We start from the raw sequence: 17192 nt of genomic DNA, 5'->3' as shown, positions 1-17192 counted from the left end.
GGTGGTTGCAGGATGCTTGCGTTGTGCAACCGTTGAGAGAGGCGCATGAGACTTCAAGACCACATCGATTTCACCACGCTGCAGTGGGTCAAGCCGGAGCTCGACGACACCTTGTCGATCGCCCGCGAGGCGCTGGAGTCGTACGTCGACAACCCGGGCAAGCGCGACTACATGCGCACCTGCGCGGATCACCTGCACCAGGTGCAGGGCACCTTGCGGATGGTCGAGCTGTACGGCGCGGCGATGGTGACGGCAGAGATGGAGGCGCTCGCCATCGCCCTGCTGGGGGATCACGTCACCTATCGCGAGGAAGCCTACGCCGCGCTGATGCGCGGCCTGATGCAACTGCCCGACTACCTGGAACGGCTGTCCAGCGGCCACCGCGACGTGCCGGTGGTGCTGCTGCCGTTGCTCAACGACCTGCGTGCCAGCCGCGAGCAGGAACCGCTGCCCGAATCGGCGATGTTCCACCCGAACCTCGATGCGTTCCTGCCGGAGCAGGCGCCCGCGGCGATGAGCGAAGCCTACGCCGAGGCGCATCGCGGCGAACTGGTGGACCTGCGCCTGCGCTTCCAGCAGCAGTTGCTGGGCTGGTTCCGCGGGCAGAACGCCGCGCAGCAGCTGGTCAACATGCGCAAGACCCTGCTGGCGATCACCGCGCGCTGCCATCACGTGCATGGCCGGCGCCTGTGGTGGATCGCCGCCGGCGTGCTGGAAGGCCTGGAGCAGGGCGCGCTGAAGGGACAGGCCGGCGAAATCCGCCAGCTGATCGGCAAGGTCGACCGCCACATCCGCCTGCTGATCGAGCAGGGCGAGGACAGCCTGCGCGGCGGCGAAGCGGACGACGTGGCCTGCAAGCTGCTCTACATCGTGGCCCAGGCCAAGCAACGCAGCCCGCAGATGGAGCTGTTGCGCGGCACGTACGCGCTGGACGGCCTGCTGCCCGATGCCGGCGAACTGGAACACGCCCGCGGCTCGATGGCCGGGCACAACCGCGCACTGCTCGATTCGGTGTCGCGCGCGCTGAAGGACGACCTGCTGCGCGTCAAGGAGGCGCTGGACCTGTTCCTGCGCCAGCAGAACGGCGATCCGGCGCAGCTGGCCGCGCAGGGCGAAGTGCTCGAGCGCGTCGGCGACACGCTGGGCATGCTGGCGCTGGCGGTGCCGCGCCGGGTAGTCACCGAACAGCGTCGGGTGCTCGACGAGATCGCCAACCGCATGCGCGCGGCCGACGAGGAGACCCTGCTCGACGTGGCCGGCGCGCTGCTGTACGTCGAGGCGTCGCTGGACGACCACATCGAAAGCCTCGGTTCCGAGGAAGAAGCAGGCACGAACGACGCCATGCCCAGCCTGCCGCGCAGCGAAGCGCTGGGCGTGGTCACCACGCTGATGCAGGAGGCGATCGCCAACACCGGCAGGGTCAAGGACGCGATCGTCGCGTTCGTCGAATCCGGCTGGGAGCATGATCGCCTGGCCGGCGCACCGGCGCTGATGGAAGAAGTCGCCGGCGCCATGCACATGCTGTCGTCGCCGCGCCCGGCCGAGCTGGCCCAGGGCGTGGGCCGTTTCATCGGCAACGAATTGCTGGATGACCGGCGCGTACCGAGCGGCGCACAGATGGACCAGCTGGCCGATGCGCTGGCGGCGCTGGAGTACTACCTGGAGGCGGCGCGCGAGCATCGCGGCGGACTGGAACACATACTCGACGTGGCCGAGCACAGCCTCGGCCTGCTCGGCTATTGGCCACTGCCGTCGGCACGCGCGGCGTCTGCCGCGCCGACGGCACCCGAGGCAGCGCCGGTCGAATCCGCCGCTGCGGGCGAGCAACACCCCGAACTGTCCGAGTCCGTCAGCCTGCTGCCGGGCGAGGACCTGGGGCAGCTCTTCGTCGGCGACAGCCATACCCCCGCCGCACCCACCCACGACCTGGACGGGCTGCGCCTGGCGCAGACCGAAACCACCGCGCCGACCGCCCTGGATCACTCCGCGGCCGACGCGTCGGGCGAGGACTGGATCGAGATCGAGGAGGAGGTGGTCGAGCAGGTGCCGGTGCGCGACGCGCTGGCGGCGAACACCAGCTTCAACGTCAATGCCGAGGGCATCGACGACGACATCCGCGAGATTTTCCTGGAGGAGATGCAGGAGGAAATCGACAACCTGCGCAGCGCCGAGAAACTCTGGCTGGCCGATCCCGCGCAGATTTCGTCGCTGGTCGGCATCCGCCGTTCGTTCCACACGCTGAAGGGCTCGGGCCGGTTGGTCGGTGCCGGCGTGCTGGGCGAGTTCGCGTGGAAAGTGGAGGACATGCTCAATCGCGTGCTGGACAACACCATCCAGCCGGACGACAACGCGCAGGCGCTGGTGCGGCATGCGATCGATGCGCTGCCGCAATTGCTGGCCGCGCTCAAGGGCGAGGGCGCACCGGGTGCACCGCTCGGCGCGATCATGCATACCGCCGAACAGCTCGCGGCGGGCAACCCCGCGCGGGTGGAGGATCACGCACCGCGGGCGATGGAGACGGTGCGCCGCGTGGTGCGCCGGCGCGTGCCGCGGATCGACACGGCGGCCGAGGCCATACCCACGGCAGGTCTGACCGACGCGAGTGCCGCATCCGTCACGCCGGAGCCGGCCGAGTCCGTGCAGGCCATGGCGATGCCGGTGATGCCGCCGGTGGATCCGGTGCTGCTGGAGATCCTGCGCAGTGAAGTGGCGCAGTACCTGCAGACCATTCGCGCCGCGATCCAGCGCAGCGACGACGAGTTGCCGATCGGCGAGGAACTGCTGCGCGCCGTGCACACGCTGCATGGGGCGATCGCGATGGTCGACATCCCGCTGCTGACGCAGCTGCTGTCGCCGCTGGAAGGCCTGTTCAAGCGTCTGCGCGCCGCCAACCTGCCGCTGTCCTCCGAGGGCCTGCGCCTGCTGGGCCAGGCGGTCGACGCGGTCGACCACGTGATGGGCCAGTTCGACGCGGTCGAGCCGCAGCTGCCGGACGCCGATGCGCTCACCGCGCAGATCACCCGCATGCGCGACCGCTATCCCGAATCGAAGGTGGCGCACGTCGTGTTCGAGCCGCAGGCCGAAGAGGCCGAGTCGGCAGAAACCACCGACACGATGGACAACGTCGACGCCGAGCAGGCGATCATGGCCGACTCGCTGGAAGCCGGCATGGCCGAGGTCGCGGCGGCACGGAACGAAACGGCATCCGCCGACGTGCCAGCCGACACCGACGAAATGTCGGACATCCATCCGGATGATGCGCGCCACGCCGAGCTGACTGCCGAACTGGTGGCGGCACTGGGCGCCTTTGAGCCCGAGCAGACCGTCGCCGAAAAGCTGGCGGCCGAGCAGGCCGCGGCGGCGCAGGTCGCAGCGGAGAANCTGGCGGCCGAGCAGGCCGCGGCGGCGCAGGTCGCAGCGGAGAANCTGGCCGCCGAGCAGGCCGCGGCGGCACAGGTCGCAGCGGAGAAACTGGCTGCCGAGCAGGCCGCGGCGGCGCAGGTCGCAGCGGAGAAACTGGCCGCCGAGCAGGCCGTGGCGGCACAAGCCGCAGCGGAGAAGCTGGCCGCCGAGCAGGCCGCGGCGAGCCGTGCGACGGAGGAAGCGGATGCCGCGACGCCGCCGGAGCCCACGTATGCCCTGGCCGGTTCCGGCCAGATCGACGCCGACCTGCTGGAAGTCTTCATCGACGAGGCACGCGAGATCCTCGACCACGCCGACGACGTGCTGGCCCAGTGGCATGCCGAGCCGGCCGAACTGGCGCACGTGCCGGAGCTGCAGCGCGACCTGCATACCCTGAAGGGCGGTGCGCGCATTGCCGGCCTGGCTGCGATGGGCGATCTCAGCCACGCGATCGAGACCCTGCTGGAGAAGCCGATCCGCGATACGTCGAAGACCGGGTCGCTGATCGCCGCGCTGGAGGCCAGCTTCGACCAGTTGCACGCCCTGGTGCAGCAGGTGGCACAGGATCGGGCGATTGATTACCCGCGGGCGATGATCGACCAGCTGCTGGCGCTGGCCGGCGAAACGACGCTGGCCGACGACCTGGTGCCGATGGCGGCCGCGATGCCGGCGCCGGTTGCGGCCGCGCCGTCGCCGGCGGTTCCCGCGGCAGGTGAGCTCGGGCTGCCCGAACTGATGCCGGAGACGGAGGAGGAAGTGCGCTCCTCGCAGGAGCAGATCCGCGTTCGCGCCGACCTGCTCGACAATCTGGTGAGCCATGCCGGCGAAGTGGCGATCTACCGTTCGCGGCTGGAACAGCAGGTCGCCGGCTACCGCTTCAACCTGGTCGAACTGGAACAGACCGTGGCGCGCCTGCGCAGTCAGCTGCGCATGCTGGAAATCGAGACCGAGGCGCAGATCATCGCGCGCTTCCAGCGCGAGCATCGCGAGGCGGGCATGGCGGCGTTCGATCCGCTCGAGCTCGACCGCTACTCGCAGCTGCAGCAATACTCGCGTGCACTGGCCGAGTCGGTATCCGATCTGGTGTCGATCCAGAACATGCTGGACGAACTGACCCGCCAGGCCGAGACCCTGCTGATCCAGCAGTCGCGGGTCAGTACCGAACTGCAGGACGGCCTGCTGCGCACGCGCATGCTGCCGTTCGACACGATGGTGCCGAACCTGCGCCGCACGCTGCGCCAGGCCGCGCAGGAGCAGGGCAAGCACGCCCAGCTCCACGTGGACGGCGCCCACGGCGAAATGGACCGCAACCTGCTCGACCGCATCAAGGCGCCGTTCGAGCACATGCTGCGCAACGCGATCGCGCACGGTATCGAGACCCCGGCCGAACGGCGCAAGGCCGGCAAGCCGGTCGAGGGCGCGGTGAACATCACGGTCGCGCGCGAGGCCACCGAAGTGGTGATCCGGGTCAGCGACGACGGTCGCGGCCTGAACCGCGAGGCGATCCGCAAGCGCGGCGTCGAACGCGGCCTGCTGCGCGCCGAGACCCGGCCGACCGACAACCAGCTGCTCTCGCTGATCACGCAGACCGGCTTCTCCACCGCCAGCCAGGTGACCCAGCTGGCCGGTCGCGGCGTCGGCATGGACGTGGTGGCGAACGAGATCAAGCAGCTAGGCGGTTCGCTGTCGATCGAGTCCGAAGAAGGCAAGGGGACCACCTTCGTCCTGCGCCTGCCGTTCACCCTCGCGGTGACCCAGGCCATCCTGGTGCGCATCGGCGAGGCCACGTTCGCGATCCCGATGACCTCGGTGCAGGGCGTGGCGCGGGTCAATCCGGACGATCTGACCGCGCTGATGGCCGAGGACGAACCCTCGTTCCAGTACGGCAACGAGGCGTACGGCATCCACGACCTGGCCGAATTGCTGGGCCTGCCGCCGGGCCTGCCGACCGAGGACGAGCAGCAGCCGCTGCTGCTGACCCGCGCCGGCGACCTGCGTGCGGCGATCCGCATCGACGCGGTGCTCGGTTCGCGCGAGATCGTGGTCAAGTCGGTCGGCCCGCAGATCAGCTCGGTGCCGGGCCTGCTCGGCGCGACCATCATGGGCGATGGTTCGGTGCTGATCATTCTCGACCTGGCGCCGCTGGTTCGCCACGGCATGATCCGGCGCGAACAGCGCCTGGCCGAAGGCCTCAGCGCGGTCCAGGCGCCGGTGGTCGAGGAAGTGGCGACGAAGCCGCTGGTGATGGTGGTGGACGACTCGATCACCATGCGCAAGGTCACCAGCCGCGTGCTGGAGCGTCACGAGTACGAGGTCAGCACGGCGAAGGACGGCGTCGATGCACTGGAGAAACTGCACGAGCGCGTGCCGGACCTGATGCTGCTGGACATCGAGATGCCGCGCATGGACGGTTACGAGCTGGCGACCCACATGAAGGCCGATCCGCGGTTGCGCGAGGTGCCGATCATCATGATCACCTCGCGCAGCGGCGACAAACACCGCCAGCGTGCGTTCGACATCGGGGTGGACCGCTATCTCGGCAAACCGTACCAGGAGGCCGAGTTGCTGGTGCAGATCGGGGAGGTGCTGGAACAGCGTGCAGTGGAGCCGGTTCATGACTGACACGGCTCCTGCGGTGGCCCTGCTGTTCGACGACACCGAACTGGGCAGCCAGTTGCGCGAGGCGCTGCACGAGCGCGGCGCCCGGATCGTGCACGAAGGCGGCGTCGCCAGCCTCAGTCGCGAGTTGCTGCAGCAGGTCGGCGTCGACGTGCTGGTGGTCAACCTGGACGACAGCGCGGACGACGCACTCGATCGCCTCTACGAGGTGATCGACGCCGATCGCCCGCGAGTGGTCTTCAACGACGCGCAAGCCAGCCGCGCGCTGGTCGGCTGGGATCGTGCCCGCTGGGCGCGTCACCTGGCGGTCAAGGTACTGGCGGAGGGCGACATCGACCCGCCGCGACCGGGCGGCGCCCCCGGCGTCGAGGCGCCGGCGCAAACGGCGGCGGTCGAACCCGTCATGGCGGCCGATCCCGGCACGGCAGCCGATCCCGGCACGGAATCCGCTTTTCCGGCGCATGAGGACCCCGACGGTCAGCGCGGGCAGATCGCGGCGGCGGAATCGGAAAGTCTGGCGGCGGAGCTGGAAGCGCTGCTGGCCTCCGGTGAACTGCCGGCCGATGACGACGTGTCAGCTGGTCCGGGCCTGCGTTTCGTCGACGACGAGGAGCCGCCGTCCCTGCATGACGGGAACTTCGGTGCGCCGCCGGCGGCGTTCCAGGCGGACCCTTCGCCATTGTCGTCGCTGACCGACGCCGCGGTCGCCATCGCGCCGGCTTCGGCGGCAGCGCCGGCAGCGGCCGTCGGCGCAGCGCCGGTGGACGCTCCGGAGGGCTGGGCGCTGGTCGACGACGATGCCGCGCCGGAGACTCCGGAAAGGCTTGATGCCCAGGTGTTCGGGATCCAGAAGCTGAGCGCTGCCGACTTTCTTGCGCCCGATGTCGAGGCGGTCGCCGCCGACGTCCAGCCGCGCATGAGCCTCGAACTGGTGTCGATGGAGGAAGCCATCGCGCCGCAGGCGTACGTGCACGAGCACGAACATGAACACGAGATGGTGCTGGACGACCTCAGTGGCGCATTGAGCAAGGTGGTGCTGCTCGGCGCCGCCACCGACGGCATCGACGCGGTATGCACCTTTCTGGCCGCGCTGCCGGCGTCGACCCGGCAGACCTTCCTGCTCACCCAGCATCTGGGCCGGCAGTCGGATGCGTCGCTGGTGGCGGAGTTTTCCGCGAACTGTGCGCTGCCGGTGCGACTGGCCAAGTCCGGTCGCGCCAAGCCCGGCGAGGTGCTCTTGGTGCCGGCCGGGCAGCAGGTGCGGTTGCGCCGTGACGGCAACATCGACCTGCAGGCGAACGACGCCGATGCGCCGCCGGAGCCGTCGATCGACGCCAGCCTGACCATGGCCGCGAATGCGTTCGGCCGCGACGCGCTGGCCATCGTGTTCGCCGGGCGCGGCAACGACGCCGTGGCCGGCGCGCAGGCGGTCCACGATCGCGGCGGGCAGGTCTGGGTGGAGTCGTCATCCGGCGAGCATTTCGCCGACATGGTCAGCGGCATCTTTGCCGAACGACTGGTCAGTTTCTCCGGTACGCCGTCCGAGCTGGCGGCGCACCTGATCGAGGTGTTTCCATGAGTGATCCGCTGCCGCGTGAAATCCGCTGCGTCCTGGTGCCGGTAGGCAACCTGCGCCTGTTGCTGCCCAACGCCACCATCGCCGAGGTGATCACCCAGAGCACGCCCGAGCCGGTGGCCGGTGCGCCTGCCTGGCTGCTCGGCCGGATCGCCTGGCGCGGCTGGCGCGTGCCGCTGGTGTCGTTCACCGAACTGGCCGGTACCGAGGAAGGCGACGCCGAGCTGAGCGTGCGCGTGGCCGTGCTGAAGGCGCTCGGCGGCCATCCGAAACTGCCGTTCATCGCCGTGCTGACCCAGGGTTTCCCGCGCCTGACCACGCTGAACGCGGAGCTGATCATTCCCACCCACGACGGCAAGCCGCTGCCGCCGGGCGTGCGCGCGCACGTGCTGGTACGCGACGATGTGGCGATGATCCCCGACCTGGAATGGATCGAGGCCACCCTGCTGGAACTGCTCGATGCCGCCGAGCCGGCGGCATCGGTGGCATCGTCCGGTTCGTTCGATTCGGAAGACTGAAACCCCGCCAGGCGGCGCGTCTAACCGTCGCCGTGCAGCGCCTGCAGCGCCGCCAGCGCGGCCAGCCCCGCCGTCTCGGTGCGCAGGATGCGCGGCCCCAGCCGCAGGCCCTCGAAACCGGCGGCGCTGAGTGCGTCGACATCGCGTTCGCCCAGGCCACCCTCCGGGCCGACCACCAGCAGGCCGCCGGCCGGGCCGAATTGCAGCTGGCGCGGCGAGCGGTCGGCTTCCGGCAGCAGGGCCAGGCGCAGCGTGCCGTCGTCGGCCAGACTGCCCAGCCACGCCGCCAGCGGCAGCGCCGGGGCGACCTCGGGCAGGCGTGCGCGGCCGCTTTGCTCGCAGGCGCTGGCCACCACCGCACGCCAGTGCGCCAGCCGTTTTTCCGCGCGGGCCGCGTCCAGCCTCACTTCCGAGCGTTCGGTCAGCAGCGGCACGATGCGCGCCACCCCCAGCTCGGTCGCCTTCTGCACGATCAGGTCCATCTTCTCGCCGCGGGCGACGCCCTGGGCCAGGGTCAGCGCCAGTGGCGACTCGTTCCGCAAGGCCTGCTTGGACTCGACCCTGACGGCCACCTCGCGCTTGCCCACCGCGAGGATGACCGCGGCGTAGTCGTGGCCGTCACCGTTGAACAGGGTGAGCGGGTCGCCGGGGTTCATGCGCAGCACGCGCCCCACGTGTTCGGCGGCTTGTGGCGGCAGGTTCGGTTCGGCGTAGACGACGAGCGGCTGGTCGACGTGGATACGGATCGTGCGCATCGGAGCGGGTTGGGTCTGGACGGCCGCCCAGCATAGCGCGGCTCACGCCTGCCATGCCCGCGGATGAACGGGCGTGAGACCGCCGGGCGCCGCCGCTTGCTCCTGTTGCCGCGTCGTATCAACATGGATCGCACTCCCCATGCGCGCTCGCCGCATCCGTATCTGCGAGCCGGAGGCTCCATGTCCAGGTTCGTTTTCGTTTCCGCCATGCTGCTGGCGGGCAGCGGCGCAAGCACCATGCTGCTGGCACAGGATTCGCCGAATTCGCCGCCCTCCGCTGCATCATCCGGCCAGCAACGGGCCGCCCGAGCGGACGACCACAACTGCATCCGCGAGACCGGCAGCCATATTCCGGCGAAGAAGGGACAGTGCCTGCCGGTGAACGGACGCAGCTACAGCCAGCAGGACCTGCAGCGCACGGGCGAGCCCGAACTGGGCCGGGCGCTGCAGAAGCTCGACCCCCGCATCACGGTCCACGGGCACTGAGCCGCGCCGGGTTCAGTCCGCGACGGCGCGCTCGATCCCGGCGATCGCGGTGTCGACCAACTGGTCGATCTCGGCTTCGCTGACCACGTAGGGCGGCATGAAATACACCACGTTGCCCAGCGGGCGCAGCAGCGCGCCGTGCTGCAGGCCGTGCAGGTAGACGCGCAGGCCACGCCGCTCAGCGGCAGGGTACGGTCGCCGGCTGGCCTTGTCGGCGACCAGCTCGATCGCCGCGATCAGGCCGGTCTGGCGCACGTCGGCAACGTGCGGGTGCGCGCGCAGCGGCTGCAGCCGGCGGGCCAGGTGGGCGGCCAGCTGGCGGTTGTGTTCCAGCACCGGTTCGTCGCGGAAGATCGCCAGCGTCTCCAGCGCGACCCGGCAGGCCAGCGGGTTGCCGGTGTAGCTGTGCGAATGCAGGAACGCCTTGCCGGCGTTGTATTCGGCGTAGAACGCCTGGTAGACCACGTCGCGGGTAAGCACCGCCGACAGCGGCAGGGTGCCGCCAGTGAGCCCCTTCGACAGGCACATGAAATCCGGCGTCACCGCCGCCTGTTCGCAGGCAAACAGCGTGCCGGTGCGGCCGAAGCCCACCGCGATCTCGTCGGCGATGAAGTGCACCGCGAACTCGTCGCACAGCGCACGCAGGCCGCTGAGGTAACCGGGGTGATACATGCGCATGCCGCCGGCGCATTGCACCAGCGGCTCGACGATCACCGCACAGGTTTCGTGTGCGTGCCGTTCCAGCAGCGTGCGCAGCTCGCCGAGGCGGCGTTTGGCCGTCTGTTCCGGTGACTCGCCGGGTTCGCCTTCGTACGCATCCGGCGACGGCGCCAGGAACGGCGTCAGCAGCAGCGGTGCGTAGGTCTTGCGATACAGCGCCACGTCGCTCACCGACAGCGCGCCCAGTGTCTCGCCGTGATAGCTGCCGGTCAGCGCGATGAAGCGGGTCTTCTCGCCATGGCCCTGGTTGAGCCAGTAGTGGAAGCTCATCTTCAGCGCCACCTCGATCGCCGCCGAGCCGTTGTCGGCGTAGAACACCCGATCCAGCCCGGGCGGCGTGATCCGCACCAGTTCCTCGGCCAGTTCGATCGCCGGTTCGTGGGTGAAGCCGGCGAAGATCACGTGCTCCAGCGTGCGCGCCTGCTCGGCCAGCGCGGCGGCGAGGCGCGGGTTGGCGTGGCCGAACAGGTTGGTCCACCACGAACTGATGCCGTCCAGGTAGCGCCGGCCGTCGGCGTCGATCAGCCAGGCGCCTTCGCCGCGCACGATCGGCACCATCGGCACGCTCTCGTGGTCGTGCATCTGCGTGCAGGGGTGCCAGACGTGTCGCAGGTCGCGCGCGGCGAGCGCGGCGTTGCCGCTTGCGGAGTTGTTCATCCGGCTATCATCGACGCTGCACGACGGGCGCTCAAGCCCGCACATCGCTCATCCCGGGAATCGATGCTTGAAGCCACTGCGTAAATGCCTGATCGGCCTCGGTGTGCTGGCGCTGGCCGCCGCCGTGCTGCTGTGGTTCCTGCCGGCACGCTGGGCGATGCCATGGATCGAGCCGCAACTGCACGGACTGCAGCTGCAGCAGGTGCAGGGCACGTTGTGGCATGGCCGGGCCGACGAGGTGGTGGCCGCCGACGGACAGGCGCTGGGGCGACTGCAGTGGCGATTGTCGCGTCGGGCCCTGCTCGGCCAGGTGCGGCTGCAGTTGCAGTTCGAAGGGCCTCGACTCGCGTTTTCCGGCGGAGTGCGGCGGCTGCCGGACGGCCAGGTCGAGGTGAGCGACGCGAGCGTGCGTGCGGAGCTCGCGGCATGGACCCATGCCGCGATGCCGCCATGGGGGCAGCCGCGCGGCGAACTGCAAGTGGCGATCGGCCACGCCCTGCTGCAGGGCGGCTGGCCCATGCAACTGCAGGCGCAGGCGCAATGGCCGCAGGCACTCATGCACACGACGCAGGACGGCGACGTGGCGCTGGGCATGCTGCAGGCACAGGCGAGCGCGCAGGGCGGGGTGATCCGCGCGCAACTGCACGACGACGGCCGCGGCCCGCTGCATGCCGACGGCAAGCTGCAGCTGAGCCCGCTCGGCTGGCGACTGGACGCGACGCTGCGCGCCCGACAGACTGACCCGGCCCTGCGCCGCTGGCTGGCCAGGCTGGGTCCGCCGGCGGCCGACGGCAGCGTGCGCCTCCAGCGCCGCGGCGGACTGGCCGGCAGCGCGCCGGCCCCATCCACGAACTGAAGGACGCGAGACGAGCATGAATCCGGATATCGCCGCCACGGCCCTGACGGCCGCACGCGAGGCCGCCGCCGCTGCCGCCGAGGTGATCGAACACTACTGGCGGCGCGGCGTCGAGGTGGAACTGAAGTCCGACGCCACGCCGGTGACGATCGCCGACCGTGAGGCCGAGCAGGCGATCCGGCGGGTTCTCCAGATGGCGCTGCCGCAGGCGTCGATCTACGGCGAGGAGTATGGCCTGGACGGCGAACGCGGCGGCCTGCTGTGGCTGGTCGATCCGCTCGACGGCACCAAGAGCTTCGTGCGCCGCACGCCGTTCTTCTCCACCCAGATCGCGCTGATGGACGGCGACGAGCTGGTGCTCGGCGTGTCCAGCGCGCCGGTCTACGGCGAGACGATGTGGGCCAGCGCCGGCAATGGCGCCTGGTTCGAGGGCGAGCGCGTGCGCGTGGCGGACACGGCGCGCCTGGCGCAAGCCTCGATCTCCACCGGCAACGTCAAGACGCTCACCGGTGACAGCCGCTGGGACGCATTGGGCGCGCTGATCCGCGACAGCAACCGGATCCGCGGCTACGGCGATTTCTGCCACTACCACCTGCTGGCGCGCGGCAGCCTGGACCTGGTGATCGAGTCGGACGTGAACATCCTCGACATCGCTGCGCTGGCGGTGATCGTGCGCGAGGCCGGCGGCGTGTTCACCGACCTGGACGGCGCGCCGCCGACGCTGGACACGACCAGCGTACTGGCCGGCACGCCGGCGATCCATGCACAGGCCCTGCAGCGCCTGCGGCGCTGAACGGCAGAGGTTAGAATCGCCGGATGCGCAAACTACCGATCATCCACGCCACGCGCGACGTCAGCGACAGCCACTTCCTGCACGTCGAGCAACTCGACCTGGAATTCTCCAACGGTGCGCGCCGCACCTACGAACGCCTGAAAGGCAGCGGCCTGGGCGCGGTGATCATCGTGCCGATGCTGGACGACGACACCGTGCTGCTGGTGCGCGAGTACGGCGGTGGCGTCGGCCGCTACGAGCTGGGTCTGCCCAAGGGCCGGCTGGACCAGGACGAGACCGCCGAGCAGGGCGCCGAGCGCGAGATGAAGGAAGAGATCGGCTACGGCGCACACAAGCTCAAGATCCTGCACAACCTGTCGCTGTCGCCGTCGTACATGACGCACATGGCGCACGTGGTGCTGGCGCAGGATCTGTACCCCGAGAAGCTGGTCGGCGACGAGCCGGAAGAACTCGAAGTGGTGCCGTGGAAGATGTCCGAACTGCATACCCTGCTTGGCCGCGACGATGTCACCGAAGGGCGTTCGATTGCCGCGCTGTTCATGGCCCGCGAGTATCTCGCCGGGCGCTTCTTGCGCACATGAGCATGCCGCCCGGAACCATGCCGCCCGAGCTGGCCCGACAGGTCGGTGCGATCGCCCGTGCCGCCGGCGCGGCGATTCTCGACGTCTACCACGGCGACTTCGCGGTGCAGACCAAGGCCGATGCCTCGCCGCTGACCGCTGCCGACCTGGCCGCCCAGCAGGTCATCATGGCCGGTCTGGCGGCGCTCGAACCGGTGCTGCCGGTGCTGTCGGAAGAAGCGAAGGCCTTGCCGTGGTCCGAGCGCCGGCACTGGCCGCGCTACTGGCTGGTCGATCCGCTCGACGGCACCCGCGAGTTCATCAAGCGCAACGGCGAGTTCACCGTCAACATCGCGCTGATCGATGACCACCGCAGCGCGCTGGGCGTGGTGCTGGCGCCGGTCAGCGGCGAGCTGTATGTCGCCGCGCAGGGGCAGGGTGCTTGGCTGCAGACGCAGGCCGAGGCACCGTGGCAGCGCATCCGCAGCCGCCCGCTGGGGCAACCGGCGCTGGTGGCCGGCAGCCGTTCGCACGGCGGCGTGCAGGGCGACGTGCTGCAGCAACTGGTCGGCGACGACTACCAGCTGATACCGCTGGGCTCGTCGCTGAAGTTCTGCCTGATCGCGCGTGGCGCGGCGGACCTCTACCTGCGCCTGGGCCTCACCAGCGAATGGGACACCGCCGCCGCGCAATGCGTGCTGGAGGAGGCCGGCGGCGCGGTGCTCGACCTGGCCGGCCAGCCGTTCCGCTACAACCGCGGCGAGTCGCTGCTGAACCCCGAGTTCGTCGCGGTCGGCGACACCACGATCGACTGGACCGCGCGGTTGCTGGCGCCATGAGCGACTCGCCCCGGCACAGCCTCGACGACTTGCTCGCCATCATGGCGCGCCTGCGCGATCCCGAGCGCGGCTGCCCGTGGGACGTGCAGCAGGATTTCGCCTCGATCGCGGCCTACACCATCGAGGAAGCCTACGAGGTGGCCGACGCGATCGACCGCCGCGACTGGCCCGACCTGCGCGACGAGCTCGGCGACCTGCTGCTGCAGGTGGTGTTCCACGCGCAGATGGCCTCCGAACGGGGCCTGTTCGATTTCGCCGACGTCGCCCACGCGATCAGCGCGAAGATGCTGCGCCGCCACCCGCACGTGTTCGGCGACGTGCGCTACGCCGACCTGGCGGCGCAGATGCAGGCATGGGAGGCGATCAAGACGGCCGAGCGCGCGGACAAGGGCGAGCCGGCCGACGCCAGCGCATTGGCGGGCATCTCCAGCGGCCTGCCGGAATGGAAGCGCGCGCAGAAGCTGCAGCAGCGTGCCGCGGCCACCGGTTTCACCTGGCCCGATCCCGCGCCGGTGCTGGCCAAGCTGGCCGAGGAAGTGGACGAGGTACGCGCGGAGTTCGCCAACGGCGCCGATCCGGCGCGCCTGCAGGACGAGATCGGCGACGTGCTGTTCGTGATGGTGAACCTGGCGCGCCATGCCGGGGTCGATTTCTCGCAGGCATTGCGGCATGCCAATGGGAAATTCGAACGGCGTTTCCGCCGGATGGAGCAGCTGGCCACGGCCGACGGCGCGGCATTTGGCAAACGCACGCTGGGCGAGCAGGAACAGCTGTGGCAGCGCGCCAAGCAGGGCGAGGGCAACCACTGAACGACGCGGTGGCCGGGGTCACCGCGTCGTCGTGGCTCTGGCGATCGAACTTACTTCGCCGGCGGCGCCGCCTCGCCAGCGCGCTGCTGCCAGGCGGCGCGCATCTTCTCACGCTCGGCACGCCTCTTCGCCTCGTTGGCCAGGTTTTCGTCCAGCCCCTTGCGCAGCGTGGCGATCGCCTGGTCGACGTTGGCCGGCTGCGCCTGCAGGCGGGCCAGGCGCTGGTAGACGTAGTCGCGCACGCGCGGATCCTGCGACCTGGCCAGCACGTCGTTGTAGATCGACGCCATCTCCTTGCTGCGGCCGGCCTGCATGTACAGCCGCTCCAGGCCGTGCAGGTCGCCGATCACGCCGTTGCGCTGATGGTCGAAGCGGTGCATGCGCATGCCGTGGTCACGGTCGCTGTGATGCGCGCGCAGGTCCTTGCCGGCCATCGCGGAGGGTGCCGGCGACGGTGGGGGTGGCGTTTGCTGGGCCATGACGAGCGCGCTCGATCCGGCGATCAGCACGGCCAGCGCGGAAGCAAGCAGGGTTTTGCGGTGCATGGCGGTCTCCTCGGTAGGTAAACTGGAAAACGCGGCCGATGCCGGCACGTTGACTGGCCGGTTCATGCATGCCGTCATGCTTGCAACCTTTCTGCCGCCGGCTGCATCCCAGCTGGGTCGACCACCCCAAGGAGAGTTCCATGCGCCGTCTTTTTACCGCAGCCCTGCTGCTCGCCCCGTTCGCCGCGTTTGCCGCCAACCCGTGCAAGTACGAAGCACCACGCAACCTGCAGCTCGACCTTGCCGGCGTGCGCAGCGTGCAGATCGACGTGCACAGCCAGGACCTGCACCTGACCGGCAGCGCCAGCGCCAGGGGCCTCACCCTCACCGGCCGCGCCTGTGCCTCCGAGCAGGCGGCGCTGGACAAGCTGCAGGTGACCCAGCGGCGTGAAGGCGACCAGTTGCTGATCGACATCGGCGACACCGGCAGTTTCAATTTCAGCCTGTTCGGCGGCAGTAACTATTCGAGTCTCGAGGTCACCGTGCAACTGCCGGCGAACCTGCCGGTCACCGTGCGCGTGGGCTCCGGCGACGCCGACGTCGGCGGCGTGCAGCAACTGCAGACCAGCGTGGGTTCGGGCGACCTGCACGTGCGCCAGGTATCCGGCAAGTTCGGCACCAGCGTGGGTTCGGGCGACGTCGACGCCACCGACGTCGGCAGCCTGGAGCTGGGCTCGGTGGGCTCCGGCGACTTCAAGGCCGATGGCATCAAGGGCGACGCCCGCATCGGCAGCATCGGTTCCGGCGACGTCACGCTGCGCAACGTCGGCGGCAGCGTGCGCGCCGATACGCTGGGCTCCGGCGACCTGAGCGTGAACGGCGTCGGCGGCGATTTCAGCCTCGGCGCCAAGGGCAGCGGCGACGTCAACCACTCCGGTGTGAAGGGCAAGGTCAGCGTGCCGCACGACGACGATTGAGCGCAGCCGTCAACCCAGCCAGCGCCAGGCCAGATACACCAGCGGCGCGCACACCAGCAGGAACGGGATCGACACCAGGTGCAGCAGCCGCAGGCCATGCGGCTGCTTCGCCAGGCGCAGCGCGATCAGGTTCGCCAGCGAACCGATCGCCACGCCGAAGCCGCCCACGTTTACCGCCACCGCCAGCGCGATCGCGTCGGGCGTGCGTTCGAGCAGCAGCACCGTCGCCGGCACGTTGCTGATCAGCTGCGAGGCGACGATGCCGCTGGCATACAGCGTCAGCGGCTGGCCGAAGTCGAGCCGGTCCAGCGCCTGGTGCACCAGCGGCAAGTTCGCGAAGTGGCCCAGGCCCAGGAAGATCGCGGCGAAGGTGAGCAGCAGCAGCCAGTCGATCCGCGCCAGGCTCGATCGCGCCAGCAGCGCGAACAGCGCCAGCAACAGCAGCGCGCCCAGCGGAGCCTGGCCGTATTCCATCAGCAGCACCATGCCGAGCAGCGCGGCCATCGAGCACGTGCCGAGACGGTTTGAAGCCACCACGCCGTCGATCCGTTCCGGGCTCAACGCCACGCGATCGCGCGGCAGCCACAGCAGCGTGAACGCCGCCACCAGCACGAACATCACCGCCGCAGCCGGCAGCATGGCTGCCGCGAAATGCAGGAACGGCAGTTGCGAGTGCTGCCACAGCAGCAGGTTCTGCGGGTTGCCGATCGGGCTCAGGGTGGAACCCGCGTTCACCGCCAGCGCCTCCAGCACCACCATGCGCAGCACCGGCAGGTTCGAGACGGCGCCGATCGCCAGGGTCAGCGGCACGATCAGGAACAGGCTCACGTCGTTGGTCAGCACCATCGACAGCAGCGCCGTCGCGGACACCAGCAACAGGCCCAGGCCGCGCAGCGAATGCGCGCGTGCCACCATGGCCACCGCCGCGTGCTGCACCAGGCCGCTGTCGCGGATGCCCTGGATCGCGATCAGCAGGCCCATCATGCCGGCCAGGGTGGGCAACTGCAGCCAGCGCCGGTAGCTCGCCAGCGGTTGCGGATCGAGCACCGCCAGCGCGATCGCCAGCGCCGCGAACAACCACAGCAGCCATTCCTCCTTGAGGCGCTGTCGTGTGCGGCTTGCAATCATCGGGAAGTCCGG

Annotated in this window: 14 protein-coding genes; 10 read left to right on the top strand and 4 right to left on the bottom strand. The window is 69.7% G+C overall.

Annotated features, from left to right (window positions below; genetic code table 11):
* The first annotated feature begins 45 nt into the window (after positions 1–45).
* Genes RHOOR92_RS0116740 through RHOOR92_RS0116730 form a run of 3 tightly spaced genes read left to right on the top strand, consistent with a single transcriptional unit; the run spans position 46 to position 8115 of the window.
* Positions 46–6024, top strand: a complete 5979-nt coding sequence (locus tag RHOOR92_RS0116740; RefSeq protein WP_027490777.1) for an Hpt domain-containing protein — start codon at positions 46–48, stop codon at positions 6022–6024.
* The gene (locus RHOOR92_RS0116735; RefSeq protein WP_007507038.1) at positions 6017–7600 is read left to right on the top strand and encodes a chemotaxis protein CheB; all 1584 of its coding nucleotides are present in this window, start codon (positions 6017–6019) and stop codon (positions 7598–7600) included. Before RHOOR92_RS0116740 ends, RHOOR92_RS0116735 begins: the two co-directional genes overlap by 8 nt.
* Complete coding sequence (locus RHOOR92_RS0116730) at positions 7597–8115, top strand: chemotaxis protein CheW (RefSeq protein ID WP_007507036.1); 519 nt, start codon at positions 7597–7599, stop codon at positions 8113–8115. The genes RHOOR92_RS0116735 and RHOOR92_RS0116730 overlap by 4 nt, the downstream gene beginning before the upstream one ends.
* Before the next feature lie 20 nt (positions 8116–8135).
* Here the strand turns inward: RHOOR92_RS0116730 and RHOOR92_RS0116725 are convergent, their stop codons facing one another.
* Positions 8136–8870 (bottom strand): 16S rRNA (uracil(1498)-N(3))-methyltransferase, encoded by a 735-nt coding sequence (locus RHOOR92_RS0116725; RefSeq protein ID WP_007507033.1) that lies wholly within the window; start codon positions 8868–8870, stop codon positions 8136–8138.
* Positions 8871–9050: 180 nt separating this feature from the next.
* On the opposite strand from RHOOR92_RS0116725, the gene RHOOR92_RS0116720 reads away from it, so the two are divergent.
* Positions 9051–9356 carry a hypothetical protein gene (locus RHOOR92_RS0116720; RefSeq protein WP_015447005.1) on the top strand — a complete coding sequence of 102 codons (306 nt, stop codon included), beginning with the start codon at positions 9051–9053 and terminating at the stop codon, positions 9354–9356.
* 12 nt (positions 9357–9368) lie between these two features.
* On the opposite strand, the gene RHOOR92_RS0116715 is transcribed toward RHOOR92_RS0116720, so the two are convergent.
* Positions 9369–10733 (bottom strand): adenosylmethionine--8-amino-7-oxononanoate transaminase, encoded by a 1365-nt coding sequence (locus RHOOR92_RS0116715; RefSeq protein ID WP_007507028.1) that lies wholly within the window; start codon positions 10731–10733, stop codon positions 9369–9371.
* 67 nt (positions 10734–10800) lie between these two features.
* On the opposite strand from RHOOR92_RS0116715, the gene RHOOR92_RS0116710 reads away from it, so the two are divergent.
* The 5 genes from RHOOR92_RS0116710 to mazG are packed head-to-tail and all read left to right on the top strand — an operon-like array spanning position 10801 to position 14590.
* Complete coding sequence (locus RHOOR92_RS0116710) at positions 10801–11589, top strand: type II secretion system protein N (RefSeq protein WP_015447007.1); 789 nt, start codon at positions 10801–10803, stop codon at positions 11587–11589.
* A 16-nt stretch (positions 11590–11605) separates the two neighbouring features.
* The gene (locus tag RHOOR92_RS0116705; protein ID WP_007507024.1) at positions 11606–12382 is read left to right on the top strand and encodes an inositol monophosphatase family protein; all 777 of its coding nucleotides are present in this window, start codon (positions 11606–11608) and stop codon (positions 12380–12382) included.
* A 23-nt stretch (positions 12383–12405) separates the two neighbouring features.
* Positions 12406–12963, top strand: coding sequence for an ADP compounds hydrolase NudE (gene nudE / locus RHOOR92_RS0116700; protein WP_007507022.1), 558 nt, complete (start codon positions 12406–12408; stop codon positions 12961–12963).
* Positions 12960–13781, top strand: coding sequence for a 3'(2'),5'-bisphosphate nucleotidase CysQ (gene cysQ, locus RHOOR92_RS0116695; RefSeq protein ID WP_015447008.1), 822 nt, complete (start codon positions 12960–12962; stop codon positions 13779–13781). Before nudE ends, cysQ begins: the two co-directional genes overlap by 4 nt.
* Positions 13778–14590 carry a nucleoside triphosphate pyrophosphohydrolase gene (gene mazG, locus RHOOR92_RS0116690; RefSeq protein WP_007507018.1) on the top strand — a complete coding sequence of 271 codons (813 nt, stop codon included), beginning with the start codon at positions 13778–13780 and terminating at the stop codon, positions 14588–14590. The genes cysQ and mazG overlap by 4 nt, the downstream gene beginning before the upstream one ends.
* 50 nt (positions 14591–14640) lie before the next feature.
* Here mazG and RHOOR92_RS0116685 read toward each other — a convergent pair whose 3' ends face one another.
* Entirely contained in the window at positions 14641–15135 is a 495-nt protein-coding gene (locus tag RHOOR92_RS0116685; RefSeq protein WP_015447009.1) for a hypothetical protein, read from the bottom strand.
* 140 nt (positions 15136–15275) lie between these two features.
* Here RHOOR92_RS0116685 and RHOOR92_RS0116680 point away from each other — a divergent pair, with 140 nt between their 5' ends.
* Entirely contained in the window at positions 15276–16052 is a 777-nt protein-coding gene (locus RHOOR92_RS0116680) for a DUF4097 family beta strand repeat-containing protein (protein WP_027490776.1), read from the top strand.
* 9 nt (positions 16053–16061) lie between these two features.
* On the opposite strand, the gene RHOOR92_RS0116675 is transcribed toward RHOOR92_RS0116680, so the two are convergent.
* Complete coding sequence (locus RHOOR92_RS0116675) at positions 16062–17180, bottom strand: SLC13 family permease (protein WP_015447011.1); 1119 nt, start codon at positions 17178–17180, stop codon at positions 16062–16064.
* Between the last annotated feature and the right edge of the window lie 12 nt (positions 17181–17192).

Source organism: Rhodanobacter sp. OR92, from assembly GCF_000427545.1.
Classification (GTDB): Bacteria; Pseudomonadota; Gammaproteobacteria; order Xanthomonadales; family Rhodanobacteraceae; genus Rhodanobacter; species Rhodanobacter denitrificans.
The sequence above is the reverse complement of the archived record's forward strand: the minus strand, read 5'-3'. Positions and strand labels throughout refer to the sequence as shown.

Bases quoted from the DNA above. Each gene is read 5' to 3' on its own strand.
- nudE (WP_007507022.1), top strand. From the start codon at position 12,406: ATGCGCAAACTACCGATCATCCACGCCACGCGCGACGTCAGCGACAGC.
- RHOOR92_RS0116735 (WP_007507038.1), top strand. From the start codon at position 6,017: ATGACTGACACGGCTCCTGCGGTGGCCCTGCTGTTCGACGACACCGAA.
- cysQ (WP_015447008.1), top strand. From the start codon at position 12,960: ATGAGCATGCCGCCCGGAACCATGCCGCCCGAGCTGGCCCGACAGGTC.
- RHOOR92_RS0116730 (WP_007507036.1), top strand. From the start codon at position 7,597: ATGAGTGATCCGCTGCCGCGTGAAATCCGCTGCGTCCTGGTGCCGGTA.
- RHOOR92_RS0116720 (WP_015447005.1), top strand. From the start codon at position 9,051: ATGTCCAGGTTCGTTTTCGTTTCCGCCATGCTGCTGGCGGGCAGCGGC.
- RHOOR92_RS0116675 (WP_015447011.1), bottom strand. From the start codon at position 17,180: ATGATTGCAAGCCGCACACGACAGCGCCTCAAGGAGGAATGGCTGCTG.
- RHOOR92_RS0116725 (WP_007507033.1), bottom strand. From the start codon at position 8,870: ATGCGCACGATCCGTATCCACGTCGACCAGCCGCTCGTCGTCTACGCC.
- RHOOR92_RS0116685 (WP_015447009.1), bottom strand. From the start codon at position 15,135: ATGCACCGCAAAACCCTGCTTGCTTCCGCGCTGGCCGTGCTGATCGCC.
- RHOOR92_RS0116680 (WP_027490776.1), top strand. From the start codon at position 15,276: ATGCGCCGTCTTTTTACCGCAGCCCTGCTGCTCGCCCCGTTCGCCGCG.
- RHOOR92_RS0116705 (WP_007507024.1), top strand. From the start codon at position 11,606: ATGAATCCGGATATCGCCGCCACGGCCCTGACGGCCGCACGCGAGGCC.
- mazG (WP_007507018.1), top strand. From the start codon at position 13,778: ATGAGCGACTCGCCCCGGCACAGCCTCGACGACTTGCTCGCCATCATG.
- RHOOR92_RS0116715 (WP_007507028.1), bottom strand. From the start codon at position 10,733: ATGAACAACTCCGCAAGCGGCAACGCCGCGCTCGCCGCGCGCGACCTG.